We start from the raw sequence: 21816 nt of genomic DNA on the forward strand, positions 1-21816 counted from the left end.
CAGCCGACCATAGAGAAATCATATATTAGGAATAGATATGGCGTACATGGCATGGTGCTCGCTAATTATGTTATAATGCTTGAAATTAACTATGAGGGGATTTACGGTGATAGAGTATTTGTCTCGCAATAAACAACACTCCGAATTATACCTGACTCAATTTGGCAGGGAGGAATGTGTATCTTGTCATTTTCACGGACCGGCGGTTAGAACTCACTATCTGCTGCACTATATACTGGACGGGGAAGGCATTTTCAAGGTGGGTGGCAAGCAATATAAGCTGGGCAAGGGACAAGGTTTTCTCATTTGTCCTGATGTCATTACTTATTATCAAGCCGACGAGACCCATCCTTGGACTTATTGCTGGGTTGGGTTCAACGGGCCTCTATCTGAAGTGCTCCTCAAGCAAGCCGGGTTATCTTTGACTTCTCCAATCTTATATTATGAAAAGCACGATCAGATCGCCGAATATTTGCAGTTGATGACAGAGTCAAAAGACTACCGAAAAGCACGGGAAACGAGACTGACCGGACTGCTTTATCTATTGTTATCGACACTGGTGGAGCACGGTCCAACAGCCCCTCCTGTTCACAAGGAAAGCCGGGCCGAAATTTACGTTGAACAAGCTAGAGATTTTATTGAACTCAATTATGCGCAGAAAATTACCATCGAGGATCTTGCTCGTTTTATTGGACTTAACCGCAGTTATTTGTGCTCCCTATTCAAGCAGCGAATGAATATAAGTCTTCAGGATTATTTAATTCGCTTCAGAATTAATAAAGCGTGTGAAATGATGGGAAACGAGAAGCTCTCAATAGCCGACATCTCCCGTTCTGTGGGATACCTCGACCCTCTGCTCTTCTCAAAGACATTTAAAAAGATTAAAGGGGTCTCCCCAAAACAATACCGTTTGGAACGCGACGCTTGAATGCAAATAGTCCCTTAGCATAACGATGCTAGGGACTATTTATCATATTATGGGCTCACTTACGGTCTACCATTTTATTCCCTTAGGAACCTCTTCTTCTGCAATCTTCTCGTAGTTCTCAGTATAAGCACCCTTGGCCGATACTTTTAGATAGGTCCCCTCAGGAAGCTGTATGCTTGAGGTGAACGTCACTTTCTTCTTCTTGCCCTCCGCATTATAGCCGGTAAGCTCATATTTAAACCGCCCTTGATCAGGCTTTGCCGGCTTGTTAACCCGGACAAATACATCTTCTTTGGGAACCAGTGGATTAAACCGGTCTACGACATCTCTGGCAGACACCACCAGGAACACCGCTAAAACAATGAGTATTAGCGCTGTGATGACCCCGCCTTTTTTCATATCGATCACTCCTTTACGTTGATTTTTTGAAGCAAGATCAGATGGGCTTATACATGACTGATTTGACCAGCTTCCGGTAATGCAGAATCGTCAGTGCGCCAAACATAAAGTAAATCAATCCGTAAACCCCCATGGCGATCGCTGAGGGTACGACGATATTCGAGAGCACCAGGACGGAAGCTGCCTTGACGGCAAAAATAGAATGCAATAGCCCGATTAGCAGAGGAATCGCGAAGACGAACAGCTGCTTGCGAACGATGCCGCTCATGATATCCTTAACATCAAATCCTAATTGCCGAAGGGTCAGGAAGCTCCTTTTCTCCTCTTCTGCTTCCGCAATTTGCTTGAAATACAGGATGCTCCCCGTCGAGACTAGGAAGACCAGGCCCAGGAATCCCGAAATGAAGATATACAGGCCGAACGACTTGAGCGCTTCCCGGTACTGCGATTCATAGTCGGGCTTAAAATCATCCTTTGTCACGTATTTCGCATACAATGCCGATGCCTTGGCCCGCTGTGCGTGATTCGGGATTCGATAGGTACCCAGGGTGACCTCTTCACCTTTGGAAATGGAGCCCTTCTTTTCTCTAAGCTCCTGAACGACCGACTCCTTCACGATCATTTGGTCACCATATACGTTGTAATTCATAGCGAACTTGTCCACGCTTTCTGTCAACTTAAGAATCTTGCTCTCTCCCTGACTCGTCTCCTTGATCCTCAGCACAATTTCCTTGGGTTCATTCCGGTCATCCCGATTCCCGAGCCTATTCAGTCTGGCCCTTCCATCGAACAGCAAGGCTTCATCGGCACTTAGAATCGGAATATCCGCCCCGGTCTCTCTCAGTTGCTCGGCCGGCAAGAAGAGGAGCCCTTGGGTGCCGGATGTCTTCGGATGGGCTTGATCTCGGATCTCGCCGAGCCCCCGAAAGCCTTTAATCGGCTTATAGACGAAGTCTATCCCTGCCTTCTGCAAATCTCCGCGGAAGGAGGATGAGGCTGGTTCATCGTTCTCAAACACCATGTCATAAGGCAGGGCAATCCGCGTGTCGCTTCCGGCCGAATAATAAAGCGAGTAAGCCAGCGCAACCATCGTCAGTGTCATTGCGGACAGCACCGTAATCAGCGTCAGTGAATTGGCGTTTCCTTTCATCCGGTGCATCAGCGGCGCCAGCGACAGGCTATTTTTAAGACCGAGGTGGCCCTGCCGGCTCTTACGGTACCGGTATAACAGCCAACTGATGGTCACCCGGAAGAGCAGGTACGTCCCGACAATCGTTGTGAGCAGAACCAGCAGCATGTTAAGAAAGAGCATTTGGTTGAACATGTGTCCTGACAACACATAACCGGCAACCATCAAAGCGATGCCGAATAGCGCCAGAAATGCGGCCCGAAAGCCGCCCGGCTTCTGGGGATGCTCGGCCTGCTTCTCGGCATAAAACAGCTCGAGCAAGGTGCTGCGGTATACGCTGCGCCCCATCTGAACCGAGGTGATCAGCACAAGGAGGGTGAAAACAATGGCCGTCTGTGCAGCCGCAGCCATGGAGAACTTCAGTCCAACCATTCCGTCAAACCCTAGAATCTTCAGCAGGATGAGCAGGAAAAGCCGAGACAAGGCAGCCCCGCAGAGTATTCCCACTAGAAGCGCTCCCACCCCTAGCAATAGGTTCTCCGTGATCAGGAAGCGCACGACACCTCTTCGGCTCAGGCCGATGAGCTGATACAACCCGATCTCCTTGCTGCGGCGTTTCAGAAAAATGCTGTTCGCATAGACGGTGAAGACCGCTACGATGCAAAGTAGCAGAATTCCCGCAACCTTAAATGCTGCGGCGAAGTTCAGGTCTGTTCCCGACATGCTCTTAATGGACGGGTCATACTGCAGTGTCGCAAAAATGAAATACAAGCTCGTACTGAAAATCAGCGCAACAAAGTACAGGTAATCTTGCTTTACATTTTTCCGCATGCTGCGGACGACCAGTTCAAAGAATGTCAACCGTGTCACCCCCGAGAACCGCCTGCACGTCCATAATGTCCTTGAAGAAGGAATGTCTCGATTTATTCCCGGAGTGCAGCTCCGAGTATATTTGACCATCCTTAAGAAAGACGACACGGCTGCAATAACTCGAAGCCACTGGATCATGAGTGACCATTACGATAGTCACCTGACGGTCCCGGTTAAGTTCCGCCATGGTTCCGAGCAGGGCGGAGGCCGATTTCGAGTCGAGCGCCCCGGTGGGTTCATCGGCAAAGACCAGCGATGGCCGATGGATCAAGGCGCGAGCGGCCGACGCACGCTGCTTCTGCCCGCCGGATATCTCATGCGGGTATTTATCGGCCAGCTCCCGGATGCCAAGTATGCCGGCAATGACCTGAAATTCGGCTTCCGTGTCCTTGAACTTCCGTTTGCCGAGAGAAACCGGCAGCAGAATATTCTCCTTCACGGTCAGAGTATCCAGCAGGTTGTAATCCTGAAAGATGAACCCCAGCTTGTCGCGGCGAAAAGCCGACAGTTCGGCGTCTTTCATAGCGGATACGTCGGCTTCCTCAATGTGCACCGTTCCTCCCGAGGGGCGGTCAATGGTCGCCAGTACGTTCAATAGCGTCGTTTTTCCCGAACCGGACGGCCCCATAATGCCAACGAACTCCCCTTCACTCACACGAAGGTCAATTCCCTTTAACACTTGCTGCGCGCTGCCCTTGCTTCCGTACGACTTCCGCACATCTTGGGCACGCAGCATGGTTTTTGGCGATATCGTTATACTCATGATGGTAAACCTCCACTTTCGTTATGACCTCATTGTACCGGTCCTCCGGCAGGGTTGTCGTATGATTTAAGTGATAATCCGGACCTGCAACATGACATTTTCGTCACTTTGAGACATTCGGTTATTTCTCTGGCACTTTATAGAGCAGAACAGTGCGCCTTAAATGCAAAAAGCCGGGGGTTGTCCCCGGCTAAATTCCTAACGTGATGCCTTGTACATTTCCTTCCGAACCGTTTCAAACGCATTGCCCGCAGTAAAGGTTAGGCGCAGGGCGGTTCCCTCGCCAAGCACCGACTCCGCCGCCAAAGTCACCCCGATCTTCTCGCCCACGACCCGTGCCAGATATAATCCGAGACCTGTGGCAGCGTTATGAATTCGTCCTTGGCCGCCGGTGAAGCCTTTGTCAAAAATCCGGGGCAGGTCATGCGCCGGAATGCCAGGCCCTTCGTCCTGAATAACCAGCACGGTATGCCCAGCCGGAGTCCGCCCGGTCTCCACCCGGATGGTGCCGCCTTCCGGACTGTATTTCACGGCGTTAACCAGGATTTGGCGGAGGATAAACCTGCACCACTTCCTGTCGGTGGTCACCTCCACGTTCTCCCCTTCGAACTCGACCGCCAAGTTCTTGGCAAGGCACCATGAGGTCAGCTCGCGCACTTCTTTGGCCGCCAGTCCCTGTATCGGCGTTTCCTCCGGCATATAATCCGATTCCAGGGAGGGCAAGCGCGTGATATACAGCTGCCGGTCAACGAGAAGGTACATTCTTAACCATTCGGTTTCGATGGTGCGCATCGCCGGATCGTGAGGATGGGCATCCATGATCAGCTTCATAGCCGTTAGCGGGGCCTTGATTTCATGAATCCAGGAAGCCAGCGCATCGCTTTCAAGCAGCCGGGTTTGTCTCAGATCGGATAGCTTTCTCTTATAATACTCATCAATTGCCTCAAGCAGCTCGTCCACCATCTCGTCCCGAGCCTGCTCGGGGCGCTCCAAAGCCTCCAGCCAATCGTCATGCATCTCCCTGGCGAGGACGGTTAACTTCGTCGTATATTTCATTTCTTTTCGGTAACGCCATATGACAAAAACAGCAAAAACCAGCAAGAACAGCGCGTTCAAATATACGAGGGAATTTGCTTGTACAGAGATTCCTTTATCGAGAACAATCAGCAGGTCGGTCATGCCTAGCAGTAAGACGACTAGTAGAATCCAGCTGAGCATGCTGCGGAAATAGCGCATAAACACGTCTAGGCCGTGCCTCCTTCCAGCGTAACCGCTGCGTATCCCAGTCCTTTTCTCGTGATAATGGCTTCATCCAGATGAAGAAGTGCCAACTTCTGGCGAAGTCTCGTTATATTGGCCGTCAGCGTATTGTCGTTTACGAAATGCTCGTCTTCCCAGAGTTTTTGAATGAGGTCTTGGCGCGCAACAATTTCATCCTTGGCTTCGACAAGGAGGGTTAGAATGTAAAACTCATTTTTCGTTAGCACGACCTCCTTGCCGTCTTTACGGATGGCGCCACGTTTCAAGTCAAGTATTGATCCATTCCATTCGATGACATCCATCGCTTCTTCCCCATAGGCATAAGTGCGGCGCAGGATGGCTTGAATCTTGGCCAGCAGCACGTCCGAATGAAATGGCTTCTGGATATAATCATCGGCCCCCATATTCATGGCCATTACCATATCGATCGGATGGTCTCTCGAAGAGAGAATCAGGATCGGCACCTTTGAAACCGCTCTGATCTCTCGACACCAGTGAAAGCCATCATAAAAAGGAAGCTGAATATCGAGAATAACCAGGTGGGGCTTCTGCTTCAAGAAGTCCCCCATAACGTTTCTGAAATCGCTTGGTCCATCGACGTGCAGCGACCACTTCTCCAGCCTCTGCCGCAATGCTTCAAAAATGTGGGCATCGTCCTCCACAATGAATATATTCATATCCATGAAAGCACCCCCTACTCTTCATGACTTGCGTTATTCAATTTTCCATAAAATAAAGATCAGAAATTCTCTTTCTTCTTCGGTTAGATAGAATGAACTAAAGAAATGAACGTTATAAGGACAGTATTAGGCCGCGATAACAGAAAATTCAATGTAAAACTTTAGTTCAATCTATATAGATGCTCGAACAATTTTGTTCGAAGCAGACGTCCCTCTTCCTGGGCTTTATTGACCATGTCGATTCCTATATCTGTTATTTGAAGGTAGACGATCCGCCGATCCTGTTCATCCGTCACTCGGGTGGCCAATTTTCTCCTTAACAGCTTCTCAGACAAGTGCGTTAATGTCGGAGGAGTTAAGCCTAACAACCTCTGGCAACATCAGTTTAAAGATATTCTGCTCGTGCTTCCTGGTTCTTTTACCTGCTTTCGTATATAAAATTATGACCCCCTATACATTGTATAGGGGGCTTGTACAAAAGTCATTCTTATAAACGCTTTACTGAGCTGAAAAACCGCCGTCTATGAGCAGCTCGATCCTATAATATACGAAGACTCATCTGAAGCGAAGAATAGTGCCGCATTAGCCACATCTCCCGGCTGGCCCAGTCTTTGTAAAGGTGTTAATCTATACCGGTTTGACATCCCATATTTTAGGTGATATGGTAACCCTAATTAGGCATTCCGCCCAACGGGCGGAGTGCCTAATCCTGCTTTTAGCGTTTCTTTACATTAAAAGTAAAAACAAAGGAGGCGACCAGGCTTTTATTAAATTCGATTTTAAAATTTGTAATCAGATCCATCATTCAGGAGGAGAAAAGATGAAACCTATTTATAAACCCGCTACCACAAGCAGAGGAGCAGAGTACTATGAACCATAGCGCACTACTGGAGGAGGCAAAGTCACAGTTGTTAGGTCAGCTTGTCTACTTTGATGAAGGACTTACTCCATTTCTGGACCATTACTTATCAGACCATCCGCAGCAGCGTTATATAATCGAGAAGACATTGAACACTTACATCACTGTTCTTGAAGGAATTCTATCGGACTTTACTTATAGCCGTATAAATTCTTCGACGCTGATTGGCAGTATGGTCAACGTTCAGTTTCTGGACAATATGACCTCTGATTCGTTCACCATCGTTTTTCCGACCATCGCTGATCCGGACAAAAACTTCATCTCGTTCTTGTCCCCGATGGGCCATCAGCTGCTCATGTCTCGAAGAAATGAGACCTACCCATTAAAAACACCATCAGGTGTCATTTCCGTCCGGGTTGAAGATACCTTGTTCTACAACAGTGGCCATATAAAGTAATAACACCAAGGCATAGTGTCCCTTAAGGCTACACACGGGCCTAATAAGAATCTTCTTCATGACCTACAACGTGGCTGGGACGGCAAAAAGATCGCAGGTTTTAACCTGCGATCTTTTTGATGTTAGTAATTGTTATATAGTATGATGCGAAATGAACTGAAGCGTTCCAACGGGATAAGAGTTCCACTCTCCTGCAGGGCTGAAGATAGAGGTGCCAGACCAAATCCCTGATTTCCGGATAATGGTCCCTCCATATGGCATAAATTGCGTTTTGCCGTCAGGATCGCCCAATACGTCAATCGTAACTCCATTTTTCTTAAGAACATAGCCTGTCGTTACATTTGTATTTGATTCTAATAACATCATCTCATCGTTATAGTATGATGCAGGCGTGATATCAAAATAATCATAAAATGTGCTATCTATAAATATATAAGGCATGCCTTTGTAAAAGGTATTAAGAGGCAGACTCCACACCTTAGGAGTATTTGTGTTTAAATTATACTGATGGACCTCAAGTGAGTAGCCTGCATTTTCTATAGGTTTAGAAGTATCTCCTACCGGATTGTAAAAGAGCTCAATGGCAGTACGGGTTTGATCCAAGGATACATACTGTGAGAAATATAAATCCTCCGGCCCTTGAGGGCCTGGAATCACTTGGAATACAGCGGCAGTTCCGTTTGCTCCGATCACCCAGTAGTATTGAAGAGAATCCCCGCTCCACGTCCACACTGCCCCATTAAGCGGCATCGGCCCCAGAAAAGTAGAATCCGCCGTACCCAAATAGACCTTAAATGAATTTTCACCCGGGAATATCGTTGACAAGTCATAAGTAATCGGATCTTTAACCCCTTGCTTCGTTCGTATTTGGACAATTCCATTCGTCGCAAGAGGTGCATTCGTGACTTGAAGATCATAGGTGGCTGTTCCACCATTCCCGTCATCTGCTGTAATTGTTACTTTAGTGCTTCCCGTAAGATTGCCCGGAGTAAGAGTTAGGTTTGATGCGCTAACATCTGCATTTACGACACCGCTTGATGCTACTGTAGCCGTAAACATCAGGGCATCCCCATCATCATCGTAGAACAATTGAGATAAGTCATATGTTCTTGGATTTGTGATTCCAACAGTCAACACTTGATCATTAATAGAAGCAACGACTTGAGGCGACTGATTAGAAGATGAGGGAGGTGAAGCTGCCGATTGAACATTTACCTGGAAGGTCGTTAATGCCTTTCCTCCTCGCCCATCCTCAGCGTTGATCTCTATGATTGTCGTTCCTGCAGCTAGAGCATGGATTTTCAATTGAGTTCCATCGATCTCCGCCGAAGCAACTGTCTCATTTGAAGAGGATGCCTTATAGGTTAGCGTGTCCCCGTCAGGATCGGTAAAGACAGGGCCCAGATCGAGAGAAAAGATCGGATCGCCCACCGTTAGCGACTTGTCAGCAGGCTTGGATTCTATCGGATCATGATTCTGTGGGACTGCAGCCGTTACGTTAGTTAAGAAAGTGTCGGTCACTTCTCCACCACGACCATCCGTTGCCTGAACAGATACCGATGCGCTGCCGGCCTTTAACGGAGTAAGCGTAAGCACATCTCCATTCAAGACTGCCGACACCACAGTCGGGTCAGAATTATCCGAAACCCTATAGGCTAAAGTATCTCCATCAGGATCGGAAAAGAACTGATTTAAAGATAGTTGAATATCCCCAGAATTCATCTCTTTCGTCTGATCTGGAATTCCCGATGAAGCTGGAGGGGCATTGACAATAACGTCAAATTCGGTAGTAACCTCTCCCCCGCGTCCGTCTTTGGCTGTAAGCTGAATCGTTGTCTGCCCTGAGGAAACCGCATGCACCGTGGCTTGGTTGCCATCAATCACTACGGTCACAACGGAGGCATCCAGGGATGCTGCCGATACGTTCAGCAGGTCGTTATCCGGATCACTGAATACTGGGGTTAGGTCCAGTATGTAATCTGCAGCTCCTAAGGTGATTGTCCGGTTAGCTGGCTTCTGATTCACGATCGGGCTTTGGTCAGGTACAGCAGTTACTTCCATTTGAAATGACTGACTTGCACTTCCACCACGGCCATCGAATGCTTTAACCGTAACCCTTGCACTGCCTACCTTTGCCGGAGTTAAGACTAATTGGTCACCCGTCAGGCTAAATGTAGCAACGGTAGGGTCATCGATCACAACCTCATAGACCATAGGATCATTTTCAGAATCTGAGAAAAATGTCCCTAAAGATAAGTTGATTCCCCCACTGCCTAACTGCTTCACCTGGTCTGGAATACCCAGTGCAGCTGGAGGTTCATTGACCCGGACCTTAAAGCTCGCTCCTGCTCTTTTCCCGACCTGATCATCTGCCGTAATCGTAATGAGCGCCATGCCTTTACCAACCGCTTTAATAAACAAATTCGTCCCCTCGACGCGGACTGAAGTGATTTTTGTACTGGATGACACTGCCGAATATTTGAGTTCGGATTGCTCCGCATCTTTAAAATGGCCCAGTAAGTCAATTTGAAGCTCAGGATCGCCCACCGTGATGTTTTGATCACTGTACTTGGAGATTAACACTGGTGCGGTGTTCGATACAACAGGAGCAGGCGAGTCCGAAGACCCTACTGATCCGCTTGCTGCCGCTGTTGTCTGTGATACCCCTGTCACAGTTGCCTGTGATACACCTGACGCAAGAGAAGTGTTTGTAACTTGGCTGGAGGAACTTACCGTAATATTCGCAGCAGGATTATTTACTTGTAAGTTAGAGATTGTTCCAATTACCTCCAGCTTTACCGGAGAAGAACTGTTCACAGCCAATGCGTTAATCGAGGCATGACCTGTGAGAGCTACGGATTGATCGCTATTGACCGACAATTGCTGAATCGTTCCCTGTAACTCCACTTGCTGCGCGCCGGTAAGAACATTTAGCTGCTTTAACGTTGAGGAAGGATCATTTTCAATCTTAGCATTGGACGTCAGGGACATTTGATCCACCGTAGATTTCCCTTGAGTAACCACGTGCACATCCTGTTTGGAAACCTCAACATCATTCAGAGTGGAAGCATTAAACATCACGGTGTTCTGATCGCCACCCTGAATCCCTGTTTTTCCTTGCACTGTCAACTTAGAGGCATAGAAGTCATGCTCCAAGCCCGGCATAATGGTAAGGTTGATTTTGACATTCAAATTCATAATGGAAACATAATCGCCGTCAATAACTAGATCTCCATTCACTAGCGAATCATGACCGTCTAGGATCAGATTTCCGCTAAATTCAGCATTTTGTTCAGCAGGGGCTTGTCCGCTCGCATGAATTACCAGTTTAGTGATCGATTCAATGGTTCTCTGTGAAGCTGCAAATTGGATATCAGCTCCCTTTAGAACGTCTCGGTTAGAGGGGTGTAGAATGCCTTTGACAGAATCAGACAGCTTATATTCAATTCCGTTAATCCAAGCCTTCCCATCCTCTATTTTTTGAAGCTGGGCTAAATGCTCTTTAGGGAAAAAGGTAGACATCATATACTGGGCTATATCTTTGCGCTTCACAGATGATTTGGGTGCGAAGCCTGGCTGGTCCGTCTCCATGGAGCCCGACTGCAAAGCCGCATTGACATAAGGTCGTGCCCATGGACTAACAAGCTTCCAATCGGAAACCTTAGAAGATGCTGTGACGTCAGCCGAGATAGAGAGCCCAGCAGCCCGCATAAGCAGAACCGCCGCTTCCTCCTTAGTTACAGCAGCTTTAGGTCTGAACTTGGAGCTGCCATCTCCATTCATAAGTCCTGCTCGATGAACGGCCTCAATATAAGGACTTGACCAACTGTTTGTGTCTACGTCCGCGAAACTGCTCTTGGCTGTTTTATCATTCGTAGGGAGTTGGAGAGCCCGGGTTAATAGAGCCGCCATTTCCTGTCGGGTCAGCAGGTCCATCGGCCGATAAGATCCATTGGGGGCACCTTGCAAAAGTCCGGCTTCAACCGCTTGTAAAATACTTGCCTTCTGTTCTGAAGCAACATTACTGATGTCTTTAAAAGGAGGGCTGGTTAGGACCTCTTTGCTGGCTGCGCCGCTGGCAGCTAATGCATTCGTCTGCAAAGTCGCCGGAGCAACAAGGGCAGCTATCGCTAATGTAATCAACCACTTGTTTGGTTTTGAACTCATGATGTCCCTCTATTCTATTTTTATATCATGATATTTATCGACAAAAACATGATTATGCTAAGCCTTTTTCCATGCTTTGGCACATTTTATTTCAAAATATATGATTAATGTCATTTCCAATGTAAAACATCCCTCTGAACGGATTCTGAACATAAATTGTTGTTAGCGAGAAATACTGCTTTAGTGCTCAGGCGGAAACGACAAAAAGCGATGACTCCTTCAATGAAGTCATCGCTTTACATGCATTTTGATCAGATTGATAAACATTACTTGTTCCCTTCATTAAAATATGTAATTTCATTCCCGTTAATTAAGTTCCTAAAACCATCCTTATAATAAGGCATGAATTCATCTGCCTGTTCTAGATCTAACCAAGCCATTTCGGAGATCTCATAGGGTGACTTTAATATCAAGCCCTGTTTCTTCTTTGGCTTCCCGAATAGCTGCTTGTTCCAAAGATTCATTAGGCCAGGCAGCTCCACCAGGTAGAGACCAACTCGAACGACCTACATTCTTGACTGCAAGCACCTTAGATTTCGATTGATCTGTGATTAACGAATAAACTACATCTACTCTTTTCATGAATCTATCTCCCTTCTACTTTTGATCTGATATGATTCGAATCGTAGTCTTGTATTCAAGAAATTCGCTCTTCAATGATCATGCATACGGTACGTCAAATTCCTTAACAAATACTCCTGTTCCCGAGATAAATACATCCATAACCTCGTCGTGACGCTTAACTCTAACGTATACTCTCCCATCCTTGTTTATTTCTTGACCTTGTTCAACTACAAATTCTGCAGCAGCTGCATCTTTATTGAGGTACGTTAAATAGTAAGCCCCCATAACTCCCGAAGCCGTTCCTGTAACCGGGTCCTCAAGAGTACCGGAGTATGGTGACGAGAAATGTCTCGCGTGCATCATCGCATGATCATCAAAGGTATCTCTACAAAAAGGATGAACAGAAGATTTCGGATTCTCTTTCAAAATGCCCGGGAACATTCGGTTATCTGGTTTCATTCTATTAAAATGATCCAAGCCCTTTATTGGAACAAGCAGCGTCCAAGCCCCTGTACTTCCGTAAACTATAGGTTTAGATAAATCAATTGCATCCGGTGATAATCCCATGCTTTTAGCTAGCTCCGAAGTAGACCCACCAAAAGGTACAAATTGGGGATTGCCTTGTTTCATCGTTATAAGTAATTCTCCGTTTCGCCTTTCAAAAGTAATGGGTAAATTTCCAACATTCGTTTCAATCGTAATAAAATCCTTATCTTCTAATAACCCCATGGTCTTTAAGCCATACATTGAAGCTATTGTGGCATGACCACACAAATTAATTTCATGACCTGGTGTAAAATATTTCAATTTCAAATCCGCTTTTTTAGAATTCAATACAAATACTGTCTCATTAAATCCGACCTTCTTGGCAATGGACTGCATTTGATCTTCATTCAAATCATCAGCACTCAACACCACACCAGCCGGATTTCCCTGATTTGCAGTTGATGAAAAAGCATCATAATGAAGAATTTTTCTGTTAAACATCTTCATCCCACTTTCATTTATCGTTATTAGCGAATTTCTGGCCAATGGCAATAGTCCCGATGGGTAAATACGATGTTATTGAATGTACTCGACCGCTTGAATTGCCTATACTTCCACTATTCCAACTGCAGTATATGGATAATCAAGCTGCTTCTTCACAACGTTAGCCGCTTCCATTCCAGCAAACAATTCAATAATAAATAGCCCTAAATCAATGGATGTGGCTACTCCTCCAGCTGTTATTACGTTACTATCCTTCACAATCCGAGATTTAATGACCTCTAAACAATACGGCTCTAGTAAGTCATATACATTGGGGTGGGTTGTTGCTTTCTTATCTTTCAAAAATCCCGCAGCTCCCCACAACAATGAACCTGTACATACCGATACTTTATACTTAACTGGCTCAGCAGTCTTCATCCAATCAATAAATCCAATATCATCTTTAAGCTTTCTTGTCCCCATTCCACCTGGAATGAATACAAGATCATACTCAGATAAATCAGGCTTAATGACATTTACCTTTACCTTCATACCAAGTTCATCCGTAACTTCCTCGGTCAAACCACAAATATCCCAAGTGGTTCCTTTAGTCTGATCAAATAGGTTTAAACGATGAATAACGTCATAAAACCCAACAAAATCAAGGAAAGTAACCCCGTTGAATAAAACTAATGCAATTCTCATTGATTTAACCTTCTTTCTATAGCTAAATTAGCTTCTTCGTTTAGTTGTTTAGGATTCGCCCCACCGATTGCTCCGCTGAATCAGCTCCTCTTATTAGGGTTTCTCTTTCTCTCTATAATCCCGGCAAGGATCTGGTGATATCATTCAATATTTAACTACAATTTCTTCATGTTCATCCAACTTATGCTCGTTGATGTATAAGAGGAGTCTCCAATCAACAACAGAAACCATTCGACCTTTCACTTTTGAAATGTTTTTGTACGTTTTTCTAGTCTCGACCCACCTCTGCCTTTTACGATATTTATAAAATCAATGCGATATTTTGACTAACGTTTATGTATTCTAGAAGCCGAGAACCTTAACCTAAGGCCAGACGTTCAACTGAACTTATCTTATAATTTCAAGCAATAAAGAACTTCCTCGTCTACGATTTTACCTGTATTTTCAAATCCAAATTCTTCATATAGCTTTTTTGCAGAATTGTTCTCCGGATCGAATGATAAATATATTTCTGAACATTCCTTGTTTTTTCTCATCTCTTCTATGATCAGATTTATTGCCTTTCTACCGAAACCTCGACGTTGAAATTTATGGTCAATCATAATACGGCACAATTCAAAACAATTATCCTCCCCTGAATATCCGTACATTGTAAATCCAACCATTGTATCTTCACTATAAATTGCTTTTGTTATCCATCCTTTTTCTATCTTTGATTGAGCAATCGAAACTGCATTTGAAGCTACAAATTTTTCTACAAGATAATGATTCTTATCAGGGTCAGTCGTTAGAAAAATACATTCTAGCCAGTTAGTTTCGTCGATGTCCTTTAATGAAACTTCCACAGGATTCCCCTTCTTTCTAGTGTATGTCTGGCTTTTAATTCAAATGGCGCTTTACACTCCATACAGGTTCTAATTCAATGTTTAAAGTACGATTATTTATACCATTAATCATAAATACCTCACCTTTTGAAACCAGTGTCCCTGTATTGTACATCTGATAAAAAGCTTTATTCTCTCTGAATTCGGCAACTATTCTATCTATAGATTCTAAATCAAAATGTTCTGTATTTTCTGCTACCTCTCCGAAGCGAATCTCTAAAGATTCATATGTCCCATCTTGCTGAGTCTGTTTAAATATTTCATCATGAAATTCGTCCATAAATTTATTATAAGAATTAACATCTCTCCATATTCCAAAAATATGAGCCTTCAGGAAACTGTTTGTACGCTCCCAACCGCCAAATTGTGTAACAAAGCCAGGAACATTAGCAAGTAATCTCCATTTAGACTGACTAGTTAAAAAAACATCTTCTTTTGCTATCTCCACATTGCATTCAACCCATTTGAAATACATATATCATTCACCTCTCAGCTAGTTTGAAACCTCTTCTTCAACCTCAGTTGGACCATAGCGATCGCAACGAGACGCAAATATGTTGTTATCTAGATAGTTCCGTTATTAAATCTTTCTCATAATCTAGTATAAGTCGTTCTGGTATTAAATGCATAATCAAACATACTCTTGGCAGTCGAAGATAGAAGGAGAATTCTATTTCTGCCTTTCCACACCACCAAAACACAACACATTCCGTCTTGGTTTAGCACCTCCCAACAAGTGTAATAATAATGGAATACTACTTATGGAAAGGTGATCCAAATCATGAATACAACGTCTCAACACCAGCAAGCGGTTGAACAAGTTCGTGAACTGATCAAAGGCATAGAAACAGCGATGCTGACAACAGTATCGGAAGAGGGACTTGTATCCCGCCCCATGAAAACCCAAGATGTAGAGTTTGATGGCGACCTCTGGTTTCTGACCAAGAAGGACACGGACAAATTCCATGAGCTCCTCCATAACCGCCAAGTCAATGTGGCCTATGTGGGTAAATCCTACGTTTCCATCCGTGGCGAAGCCGAGCTTGTGAACGATGCCGAGAAGCTCAAACAATTTTGGAGCCCTGCGTACGAGAAAGTTCTAGAGACCAGCTATGACGACCCGAACCTTATTCTTATCAAGGTAAAGGCGGAAGCTGCCGAGTATTGGGATTCGGGCAATAAGTTTAAAATGGGGAAATTCTTGTTTCGCAGATTACTCGGCAAAGATACGGAAGGTACAGATATTAATCGAACGGTCGAATTAAATGATTAGCTTGATATAAAAACAGCCGCAGCCCAAGAATCTGATCCCAGGTTCAGGGCTGCCGCAGCAGATGCGAAGGGATGGCATCAAAGTAGAGCGGAAATGCCAGCACAATTACATCGGCTTCGTTAAGCTCCCGATATTGCTCAGGTTTCAACGGCTTTGCATTCACTCGGTACGAGTTAAGCTCGTTGCCTTCTGTGATGAGTGGCTTGAGCTTTTGGTGAGGCCTTGAAGGTGTTTTTACGCAGCAACAAAAGTCGGTTATCCGCGTGACCATTCGGTTTACGGTTTCTCGCTTACCTTCGGCAGCGTCTGGCGCAGATAACAAGCCAATTGCAAATGCAGCAGATGCTCCTGATCGTCGAAGGACATGCCCAGAATATCCTCAATCTTGCGAATTCGCTGATACAACGTATTGATATGAATATGCAGCTCGGCTGCGGCTTGTGCCGCAGACCCGCTGCAGGCCATGTATGCGATCAGCGTATCCACCAGAACGGCCGTCTGCCCTTTAGGCTGTCGCAGGGGTTCGAATACCTCGTCAATGAATGCGGCTAGATCTTCTGCGGGCTGGCGGATGAACAGCCGATTGACTCCGATATCAGCGTAACGGATAGAGGCTGCCATCCCCCGTGATTTCTGATAAGCCAGCGCTTTGTCCGCTTCTTGGTAGCTGATGTTAACCGCATCTACACCTGTGCGTACAGATCCGATTCCGCCGAACAGTGTAACCCCGGCCTTTCGCTCCCAATTGGATAGTAATGTTAGGAATCTCCGCTCCAGTTCTCCCGATTTATATCCTTCGGGAGCCATCAGTAATATCGTGATCCGCCTTTCGCTCCCGAAAGCGACCGGCAGCACCTGAGGCGTCAGGCTATCCCTTAACAAGGCGATCAATTGAAGGGATAGAGCACCTAACGCTGAAGGATCTCCGGGTTCCGGAAATTCCAGCAGCCCCACCGCAATACGTGTGGACGGGCCAATGCCAATCTCACTCGACTTTTCCCAATAGTCAGCAGAATCTTTACTGAGGCGCAAATCATTGAAGAATTGCTGTGTCTTCTTGAAATACAGCTCGGCTAGCGACTGCTTCCGCATCTGCTCCAGCGCCAGTATCGAGCTGCCCTGTTCTAGCGCCACCAGTTGCAGCGGCTCCAAGTGGCCTTCCGCCTGCACCAGCAAATACCCCAAACACTGTCTTGCGGAAGCGATGGGATATAGGTGAAGACGCCCCCCCTCCCTTTCATCCCCCACGGATGCCAGATATTCAGGAGATTGCAGAGACTGATACAGCTTCAGGAGACGTTCCATGTCCCACTCTTTTGCCCACTCCGCACGCCTCGGATACCATTCCCGGTCGATAAAATCAACAAAGACAAGCTGCAGCCCAATGACGCGCGCCATCTCCCCGACAATGGAGGCAACACCTTTGTTCTGCAGAGACAATCTCATCAGCGAAGTATGGATTTCATCTCGCCGGATGAGCGCACGGTTCTGTTCCCTTAAATGCGCATATAGCTTCGCATTGGTAATGGCAATCGAGACCTGATCCGCAAAGCTCTGCAGGAGCCGTACCTCCGCTTCAGAGAACAGCGGTATACCCCCTTTTTGATAAAAAATCAGCACCGACTCTGTTTGCCCCTCCACCTTAATCGGTACAGAGATAATGGAGCATATATTCTCAAAATGGTAGGCTTTATATAGATGACGCTGATTCTCCGCTGACATATTCCCTATATCCTCTTTCAGCATGTGAATACTGTTGTATAACCGCGGTTCCCCCCGTACGAAAGTCTTGCCGATTATCCCCTCGTCGGGCTTCATTCTCATTTTTAGCATCTCTTCACCCATTTCACCGGCCCTTGCCCTGACTGTGAGTGCATCGATAGCCGGATCATAGCTCCAGAGCACACCAATACTTTCGTAAGGAATAACCACCAGTGCATTTGCCAATATTCTTTCCAGCAGTTCGTTCAAATTAAGCAGCTGGGTGACATCACGGATGCTGTTCATCATCTCATTGAGCGCACGTTCATGCTTTGCAGCTATAAACTCGGTATAGTATGGATATAAGAGCGAGGAAAGTGTATGAAGCTCATCCTCCGTACAATCCCATGGTTTGAATAGCCTAAGCGCAATACATACATTGTGATCATATGGAAGAAAAGCTGACGTGCACCCCGTTGATTCCCGATTAGCCATCGGAGTTCGCAAGGGTAGGTTGACCAACGGCTCAGGAGGCCCCGTCTCCACCGTCCCAGTTCGGAAAATGGGTGTCCACTCTGTCCAGTTATGGCTGATCCATATCTCAAACTCGCAGGTACCCAGATATTTTTCCAACATATCCCTGAAAAAGTCCTTCATTCCATCACCTCATGTCAATGTGGATTTTTACATCAAGATACCTCCAATTATATAGAGATATCCATTGTAGTGAAATCCTCAATCCTGTAATTTGTATATAATAAAGGTAACTTAAATAACAACCAATGACAAGGAAGGTGACATGATGTCGAAGGTGATTCAAAGTAAGTACTTTAAGCACATTGTTCTGTCTCTGTTATTCCTCGGCTGGTGCCTCGGAAATCTGGACCGCTTCGTCATCAATTATGCCGTAGTCAGCATCTCTGATGATTTGGGCTTGAGCGCATCCTCACAAGGGATCATCCTGAGCAGCTTTTTCCTCGGGTATGCGATTATGCAAATTCCGGGCGGCGCATTAGCGGACCGATTCGGCTATCGTAAAGTAATTCTGTTCTCTCTGTTTTCCTGGTCGGTGTTCACCATGATTACCGGCTCCGTCTGGTCCTTGTTCTCTCTGGTGCTCGTCCGGTTCCTGTTCGGCATAGGTGAAGGCGGCTTTTTCCCTTCCGGCTCGAAAGCAATCGCTGTTAACTTCCCGGTCAACCAGCGCAGCAGCGCCATGTCCATCATGCTGGCTTCCGCCGCTATAATGGGCGTAGTCACCCCCCTAGTTTCCGGCTTCGCTCTGGATTCGATCGGCTGGCGCAGCTTATTTCACATTTTTGGTATTATCGGCATCATCATTACCGTTCTGATGTTCTTCTTCTTGAAAGAACCTGCCCGCATTTCTGCACAGCCTGCCGCTTCCACATCATCCAACAAAAAGGCTTCCCTAATAACCGTACTTAAAAGCCCTATGATTTGGGGTCTGTTCATCAGCTACTTCAGCATCTATGCCGTAAACTGGGGACTCTCCTCATGGATGCCTACGTATATGGTAAATGTCCGCGGCCTGAATCTGAAGGAAATGGGACTGCTGTCGGTGATCCCGGCGGTTATCAGCATCTTCTCTATGCTGCTGGGCGGGTATGTAATGGACCGCATTCCGCCAGGCAAAGTCAATAAAATCTCTGCGGTATTTGGAATGGTTGTAGCCGCCGCCCTCTATCTAATGAGCACTGCGGGAAGCATTGCTATGCTCATCACTTACGAAACCATTGTTAGAATCGCTGCCGGATTTGTGTCCACGCTGATTATCTCCAAATCGGTAAAATCAATGCCGGAAACCCTTGCAGCAACCGCCAGCGGATTTGTCAACACAGGTGCTCAGCTCGCTGGCTTCCTGACTCCTATGCTGATCGGTTTCCTGGTCGATGCCTCCGGCGGAGCGTATGGGACAGCCTTTACGATGCTGATTGGCTTTGCCGTCATTTGCTCCGTATCATTGCTGTTTAACCCCCGCACCCAGACAGATCTGCCGGCAGAACCGCAGACCACCCTGAGCCATTAATCTTATTCCAATAAGTGAGGAGTCTTCCTTTATGAATATGACTATCGATTTAACCCGTTTTGTATCCGATGCGATTGAGAATAAAAAAGATCGCTACACCTCTGCGAGCGACCAGATTTGGTCTTTCGCGGAGACACGTTTCGATGAAGTCCGCTCAGCTGGCCTGCTGATCAAGGTACTGGAAGATGAAGGATTTACCGTTTCCCGCGGGGTAGCGGGTCTGGAGACAGGCTTTATCGCCTCATACCGCTCAGCTGCAGCTCCGGGCAGTCCCGTTCTGGCGTTTCTCGGCGAATACGATGCTTTGGCAGATTTGAGCCAGGAGGCGGGTCTTAGTGAATACCTGCCGGTTCATCCGCGCGGCAACGGCCACGGCTGCGGCCATAATCTGCTAGGTGTAGGCGCCCTTGCCGCCGCCGTGGCCGTTAAGGATTATTTGACCGAGCATCCTGAGACGGCTGGAGAAGTACGATTCTATGGCTGTCCCGCCGAAGAGAGCGGTTATGGCAAAGCATATCTGGCCCGGGAAGGCTACTTCAAGGATGTGGATGCCGCGTTCTCCTGGCATCCGTATACGATGAATGCCGTGATGCACGGCAGCTCCAACGCAGTAATCCACGCAACCTTCACCTTTAAGGGCCGCAGTGCCCATGCCGCTGCAGCCCCGCATCTGGGCCGCAGCGCACTGGACGCTGTGGAGCTGATGAATATCGGTTCAAACTATATGCGTGAGCATATGATCGATCAGGCCCGCATTCATTACGCTATCACTAATACGGGCGGCATTGCCCCGAATGTCGTGCAGGCCGATGCGGAAGTGACCTACTTGGTCCGTGCACCGAAGTCGGCGCAAGTGCGCGAATTGTTTGAGCGCTTGGTGAAGGTCGCCGAAGGCGCCGCCCTGATGACCGGCACCCAAATGAACTATCGTTACGAAGGTGCCTGCGCCAACCTGATTCCCAACAGCACACTGGAGCGGGTGCTGCACAAGCATCTGACGGCTCTTGGAGCACCAGCCTATGATGCGGCAGAATACGCATTTGCCAAAGATATTTACGAAACCTTGCCGCAGCAGAACAAGCAAGAGGCCGCAGCATTAGTCGGACCACAGCTTGCCCCGCTGCTGGCAGAACGTCCATTGCCTGACTTTGTGGCACCCTATTCGGATGAGAAAGAGATGTTCATGGGCGGTTCTACCGATGTAGCTGATGTTAGCTGGAACGTGCCGACAGCTCAGTGCGTCACGACCACAATGGCATTCGGGACCCCGCTGCATGCCTGGCAGACGGTTGCCCAAGGCAAATCCTCGTATGCCCACAAAGGGATGCTCCTCGCGGCCAAAGCAATGGCAGCGGCAGCTATTGAGACGCTGTTGCAGCCTAATCTGGTGGAGAAGGCCCAATCTGAACTCAAGAAGCGGCTGGATGGCGAAGCTTATGAATGTCTCGTACCGGCAGACGTTCATCCGCCGAAGCAAGGAGCGGACACTCTTGCGCTTTAAAGACATCTTCTCCATCATCGGTCCAGCCATGGTAGGCCCCTCCAGCTCCCACACTGCCGGAGCGGTACGGATTGGTCGTGTGGCCCGACTGCTGTTCGGCGAATGTCCGGCCAGCGCCGAGATTCTGTTGTTCGGCTCCTTTGCGGCCACTTACCAAGGGCATGGCACAGATACAGCGCTGGTAGGCGGGCTGCTCGATATGGCCCCAGACGATCCTAGGCTGCCGGAATCCTTCAGGCATGCCGAAGCGGCAGAGATGGCTGTAACCATCTCGCCCGGCAAAGGACTGTACCCTCATCCCAATACGGCAAAGCTACATTTGGCGAACGCCGCTGGAGATCAAACGCTGCAGCTGACCGGCACTTCAATCGGCGGGGGCAATGTCGAGATCGTAGGGATCAACGGTTTTAACATAAAGTTGTCAGCTTCCTATCCCACGCTTGCCATAAGGCATCGGGACGAACCCGGCGTTATTGCTATCGTCACCGGCCTCCTTGGCGGAAGTGGTATCAACATTGCTCATATGTCGGTTGACCGCCGATCACGAAGCGGAGAAGCGATGATGGTCCTGGAGTGTGACGGCATACCGGCACCAGAGATGCTCGAAGCCATATCTGCTCTGCCGATGGTGCGGGAAATCCGATTATTATCGGTCTAGCG

The 21816-nt window shown here is 47.2% G+C and carries 20 protein-coding genes and 1 pseudogene; 6 read left to right on the forward strand and 15 right to left on the reverse strand.

Going from position 1 to position 21816, the window contains the following annotated elements:
- Window positions 1-106: 106 nt before the first annotated feature.
- Complete coding sequence (locus DCC85_RS15915; protein WP_108466468.1) at window positions 107-928, forward strand: AraC family transcriptional regulator; 822 nt, start codon at window positions 107-109, stop codon at window positions 926-928.
- A 66-nt stretch (window positions 929-994) separates the two neighbouring features.
- On the opposite strand, the gene DCC85_RS15920 is transcribed toward DCC85_RS15915, so the two are convergent.
- From DCC85_RS15920 to DCC85_RS15945, 7 genes and pseudogenes are all read right to left on the reverse strand, one after another.
- Window positions 995-1327, reverse strand: coding sequence for a YxeA family protein (locus tag DCC85_RS15920; protein WP_108466469.1), 333 nt, complete (start codon window positions 1325-1327; stop codon window positions 995-997).
- 37 nt (window positions 1328-1364) lie between these two features.
- Window positions 1365-3326, reverse strand: a complete 1962-nt coding sequence (locus DCC85_RS15925; RefSeq protein WP_234414204.1) for an ABC transporter permease — start codon at window positions 3324-3326, stop codon at window positions 1365-1367.
- Window positions 3304-4089, reverse strand: a complete 786-nt coding sequence (locus tag DCC85_RS15930) for an ABC transporter ATP-binding protein (protein ID WP_108466471.1) — start codon at window positions 4087-4089, stop codon at window positions 3304-3306. Before DCC85_RS15930 ends, DCC85_RS15925 begins: the two co-directional genes overlap by 23 nt.
- A 198-nt stretch (window positions 4090-4287) precedes the next feature.
- Window positions 4288-5325: a sensor histidine kinase gene (locus tag DCC85_RS15935; RefSeq protein WP_234414480.1), complete on the reverse strand. Its 1038-nt coding sequence runs from the start codon at window positions 5323-5325 to the stop codon at window positions 4288-4290.
- Between the two features lie 8 nt (window positions 5326-5333).
- A complete protein-coding gene (locus tag DCC85_RS15940; protein WP_325048387.1) occupies window positions 5334-6032 on the reverse strand; it encodes a response regulator transcription factor in 699 nt (232 codons plus the stop codon).
- 158 nt (window positions 6033-6190) lie between these two features.
- Window positions 6191-6397, reverse strand: a complete 207-nt coding sequence (locus tag DCC85_RS23035) for a helix-turn-helix domain-containing protein (RefSeq protein ID WP_234414205.1) — start codon at window positions 6395-6397, stop codon at window positions 6191-6193.
- A 130-nt stretch (window positions 6398-6527) separates the two neighbouring features.
- Window positions 6528-6655 (reverse strand): annotated as a pseudogene (locus tag DCC85_RS15945) (SDR family oxidoreductase); the annotation flags it as partial.
- A 243-nt stretch (window positions 6656-6898) separates the two neighbouring features.
- On the opposite strand from DCC85_RS15945, the gene DCC85_RS15955 reads away from it, so the two are divergent.
- Window positions 6899-7345: a GreA/GreB family elongation factor gene (locus DCC85_RS15955; protein ID WP_108466473.1), complete on the forward strand. Its 447-nt coding sequence runs from the start codon at window positions 6899-6901 to the stop codon at window positions 7343-7345.
- Window positions 7346-7477: 132 nt separating this feature from the next.
- Here DCC85_RS15955 and DCC85_RS15960 read toward each other — a convergent pair whose 3' ends face one another.
- From DCC85_RS15960 to DCC85_RS15985, 6 genes are all read right to left on the reverse strand, one after another.
- On the reverse strand, window positions 7478-11512 hold the full coding sequence (locus DCC85_RS15960) for an S-layer homology domain-containing protein (protein WP_108466474.1): 4035 nt from the start codon (window positions 11510-11512) through the stop codon (window positions 7478-7480).
- A 390-nt stretch (window positions 11513-11902) separates the two neighbouring features.
- Window positions 11903-12094, reverse strand: coding sequence for an NUDIX hydrolase (locus DCC85_RS23670; RefSeq protein ID WP_325048389.1), 192 nt, complete (start codon window positions 12092-12094; stop codon window positions 11903-11905).
- A gap of 78 nt (window positions 12095-12172) precedes the next feature.
- A complete protein-coding gene (locus tag DCC85_RS15970) occupies window positions 12173-13069 on the reverse strand; it encodes a PhzF family phenazine biosynthesis protein (RefSeq protein WP_108466475.1) in 897 nt (298 codons plus the stop codon).
- A 99-nt stretch (window positions 13070-13168) separates the two neighbouring features.
- Window positions 13169-13750: a DJ-1/PfpI family protein gene (locus tag DCC85_RS15975; RefSeq protein ID WP_108466476.1), complete on the reverse strand. Its 582-nt coding sequence runs from the start codon at window positions 13748-13750 to the stop codon at window positions 13169-13171.
- Between the two features lie 392 nt (window positions 13751-14142).
- Window positions 14143-14595 carry a GNAT family N-acetyltransferase gene (locus DCC85_RS15980; protein ID WP_108466477.1) on the reverse strand — a complete coding sequence of 151 codons (453 nt, stop codon included), beginning with the start codon at window positions 14593-14595 and terminating at the stop codon, window positions 14143-14145.
- 34 nt (window positions 14596-14629) lie between these two features.
- Window positions 14630-15109 carry a DUF4937 domain-containing protein gene (locus DCC85_RS15985; protein ID WP_108466478.1) on the reverse strand — a complete coding sequence of 160 codons (480 nt, stop codon included), beginning with the start codon at window positions 15107-15109 and terminating at the stop codon, window positions 14630-14632.
- Window positions 15110-15415: 306 nt separating this feature from the next.
- Here DCC85_RS15985 and DCC85_RS15990 point away from each other — a divergent pair, with 306 nt between their 5' ends.
- Window positions 15416-15907: a pyridoxamine 5'-phosphate oxidase family protein gene (locus tag DCC85_RS15990; RefSeq protein ID WP_108466479.1), complete on the forward strand. Its 492-nt coding sequence runs from the start codon at window positions 15416-15418 to the stop codon at window positions 15905-15907.
- A 43-nt stretch (window positions 15908-15950) separates the two neighbouring features.
- Here the strand turns inward: DCC85_RS15990 and DCC85_RS15995 are convergent, their stop codons facing one another.
- Both DCC85_RS15995 and DCC85_RS16000 read right to left on the reverse strand, forming a co-directional pair.
- Window positions 15951-16070 (reverse strand): NAD(P)H-dependent oxidoreductase, encoded by a 120-nt coding sequence (locus DCC85_RS15995; protein WP_234414206.1) that lies wholly within the window; start codon window positions 16068-16070, stop codon window positions 15951-15953.
- Between the two features lie 113 nt (window positions 16071-16183).
- On the reverse strand, window positions 16184-18265 hold the full coding sequence (locus DCC85_RS16000) for a helix-turn-helix domain-containing protein (RefSeq protein ID WP_108466481.1): 2082 nt from the start codon (window positions 18263-18265) through the stop codon (window positions 16184-16186).
- A 142-nt stretch (window positions 18266-18407) separates the two neighbouring features.
- On the opposite strand from DCC85_RS16000, the gene DCC85_RS16005 reads away from it, so the two are divergent.
- The 3 genes from DCC85_RS16005 to sdaAB are packed head-to-tail and all read left to right on the forward strand — an operon-like array spanning window position 18408 to window position 21814.
- Window positions 18408-19655, forward strand: a complete 1248-nt coding sequence (locus tag DCC85_RS16005) for an MFS transporter (RefSeq protein ID WP_108466482.1) — start codon at window positions 18408-18410, stop codon at window positions 19653-19655.
- 31 nt (window positions 19656-19686) lie between these two features.
- Window positions 19687-21156, forward strand: a complete 1470-nt coding sequence (locus DCC85_RS16010; protein WP_442789498.1) for an amidohydrolase — start codon at window positions 19687-19689, stop codon at window positions 21154-21156.
- Window positions 21146-21814: an L-serine ammonia-lyase, iron-sulfur-dependent subunit beta gene (gene sdaAB, locus DCC85_RS16015; RefSeq protein WP_108466483.1), complete on the forward strand. Its 669-nt coding sequence runs from the start codon at window positions 21146-21148 to the stop codon at window positions 21812-21814. Before DCC85_RS16010 ends, sdaAB begins: the two co-directional genes overlap by 11 nt.
- Window positions 21815-21816: the final 2 nt, after the last annotated feature.

Source organism: Paenibacillus sp. CAA11 (assembly GCF_003060825.1).
In the GTDB taxonomy this organism is placed as follows: Bacteria; Bacillota; Bacilli; order Paenibacillales; family Paenibacillaceae; genus Fontibacillus.

Coding starts and splice junctions, on each gene's coding strand:
- DCC85_RS15920 (WP_108466469.1), bottom strand. CDS start 1,327: ATGAAAAAAGGCGGGGTCATCACAGCGCTAATACTCATTGTTTTAGCG.
- DCC85_RS15930 (WP_108466471.1), bottom strand. CDS start 4,089: ATGAGTATAACGATATCGCCAAAAACCATGCTGCGTGCCCAAGATGTG.
- DCC85_RS15935 (WP_234414480.1), bottom strand. CDS start 5,325: ATGCGCTATTTCCGCAGCATGCTCAGCTGGATTCTACTAGTCGTCTTA.
- DCC85_RS15940 (WP_325048387.1), bottom strand. CDS start 6,032: ATGGATATGAATATATTCATTGTGGAGGACGATGCCCACATTTTTGAA.
- DCC85_RS15955 (WP_108466473.1), top strand. CDS start 6,899: ATGAACCATAGCGCACTACTGGAGGAGGCAAAGTCACAGTTGTTAGGT.
- DCC85_RS15960 (WP_108466474.1), bottom strand. CDS start 11,512: ATGAGTTCAAAACCAAACAAGTGGTTGATTACATTAGCGATAGCTGCC.
- DCC85_RS23670 (WP_325048389.1), bottom strand. CDS start 12,094: ATGAAAAGAGTAGATGTAGTTTATTCGTTAATCACAGATCAATCGAAA.
- DCC85_RS15970 (WP_108466475.1), bottom strand. CDS start 13,069: ATGAAGATGTTTAACAGAAAAATTCTTCATTATGATGCTTTTTCATCA.
- DCC85_RS15975 (WP_108466476.1), bottom strand. CDS start 13,750: ATGAGAATTGCATTAGTTTTATTCAACGGGGTTACTTTCCTTGATTTT.
- DCC85_RS15985 (WP_108466478.1), bottom strand. CDS start 15,109: ATGTATTTCAAATGGGTTGAATGCAATGTGGAGATAGCAAAAGAAGAT.
- DCC85_RS15990 (WP_108466479.1), top strand. CDS start 15,416: ATGAATACAACGTCTCAACACCAGCAAGCGGTTGAACAAGTTCGTGAA.
- DCC85_RS16000 (WP_108466481.1), bottom strand. CDS start 18,265: ATGAAGGACTTTTTCAGGGATATGTTGGAAAAATATCTGGGTACCTGC.
- DCC85_RS16005 (WP_108466482.1), top strand. CDS start 18,408: ATGATGTCGAAGGTGATTCAAAGTAAGTACTTTAAGCACATTGTTCTG.
- DCC85_RS16010 (WP_442789498.1), top strand. CDS start 19,687: ATGAATATGACTATCGATTTAACCCGTTTTGTATCCGATGCGATTGAG.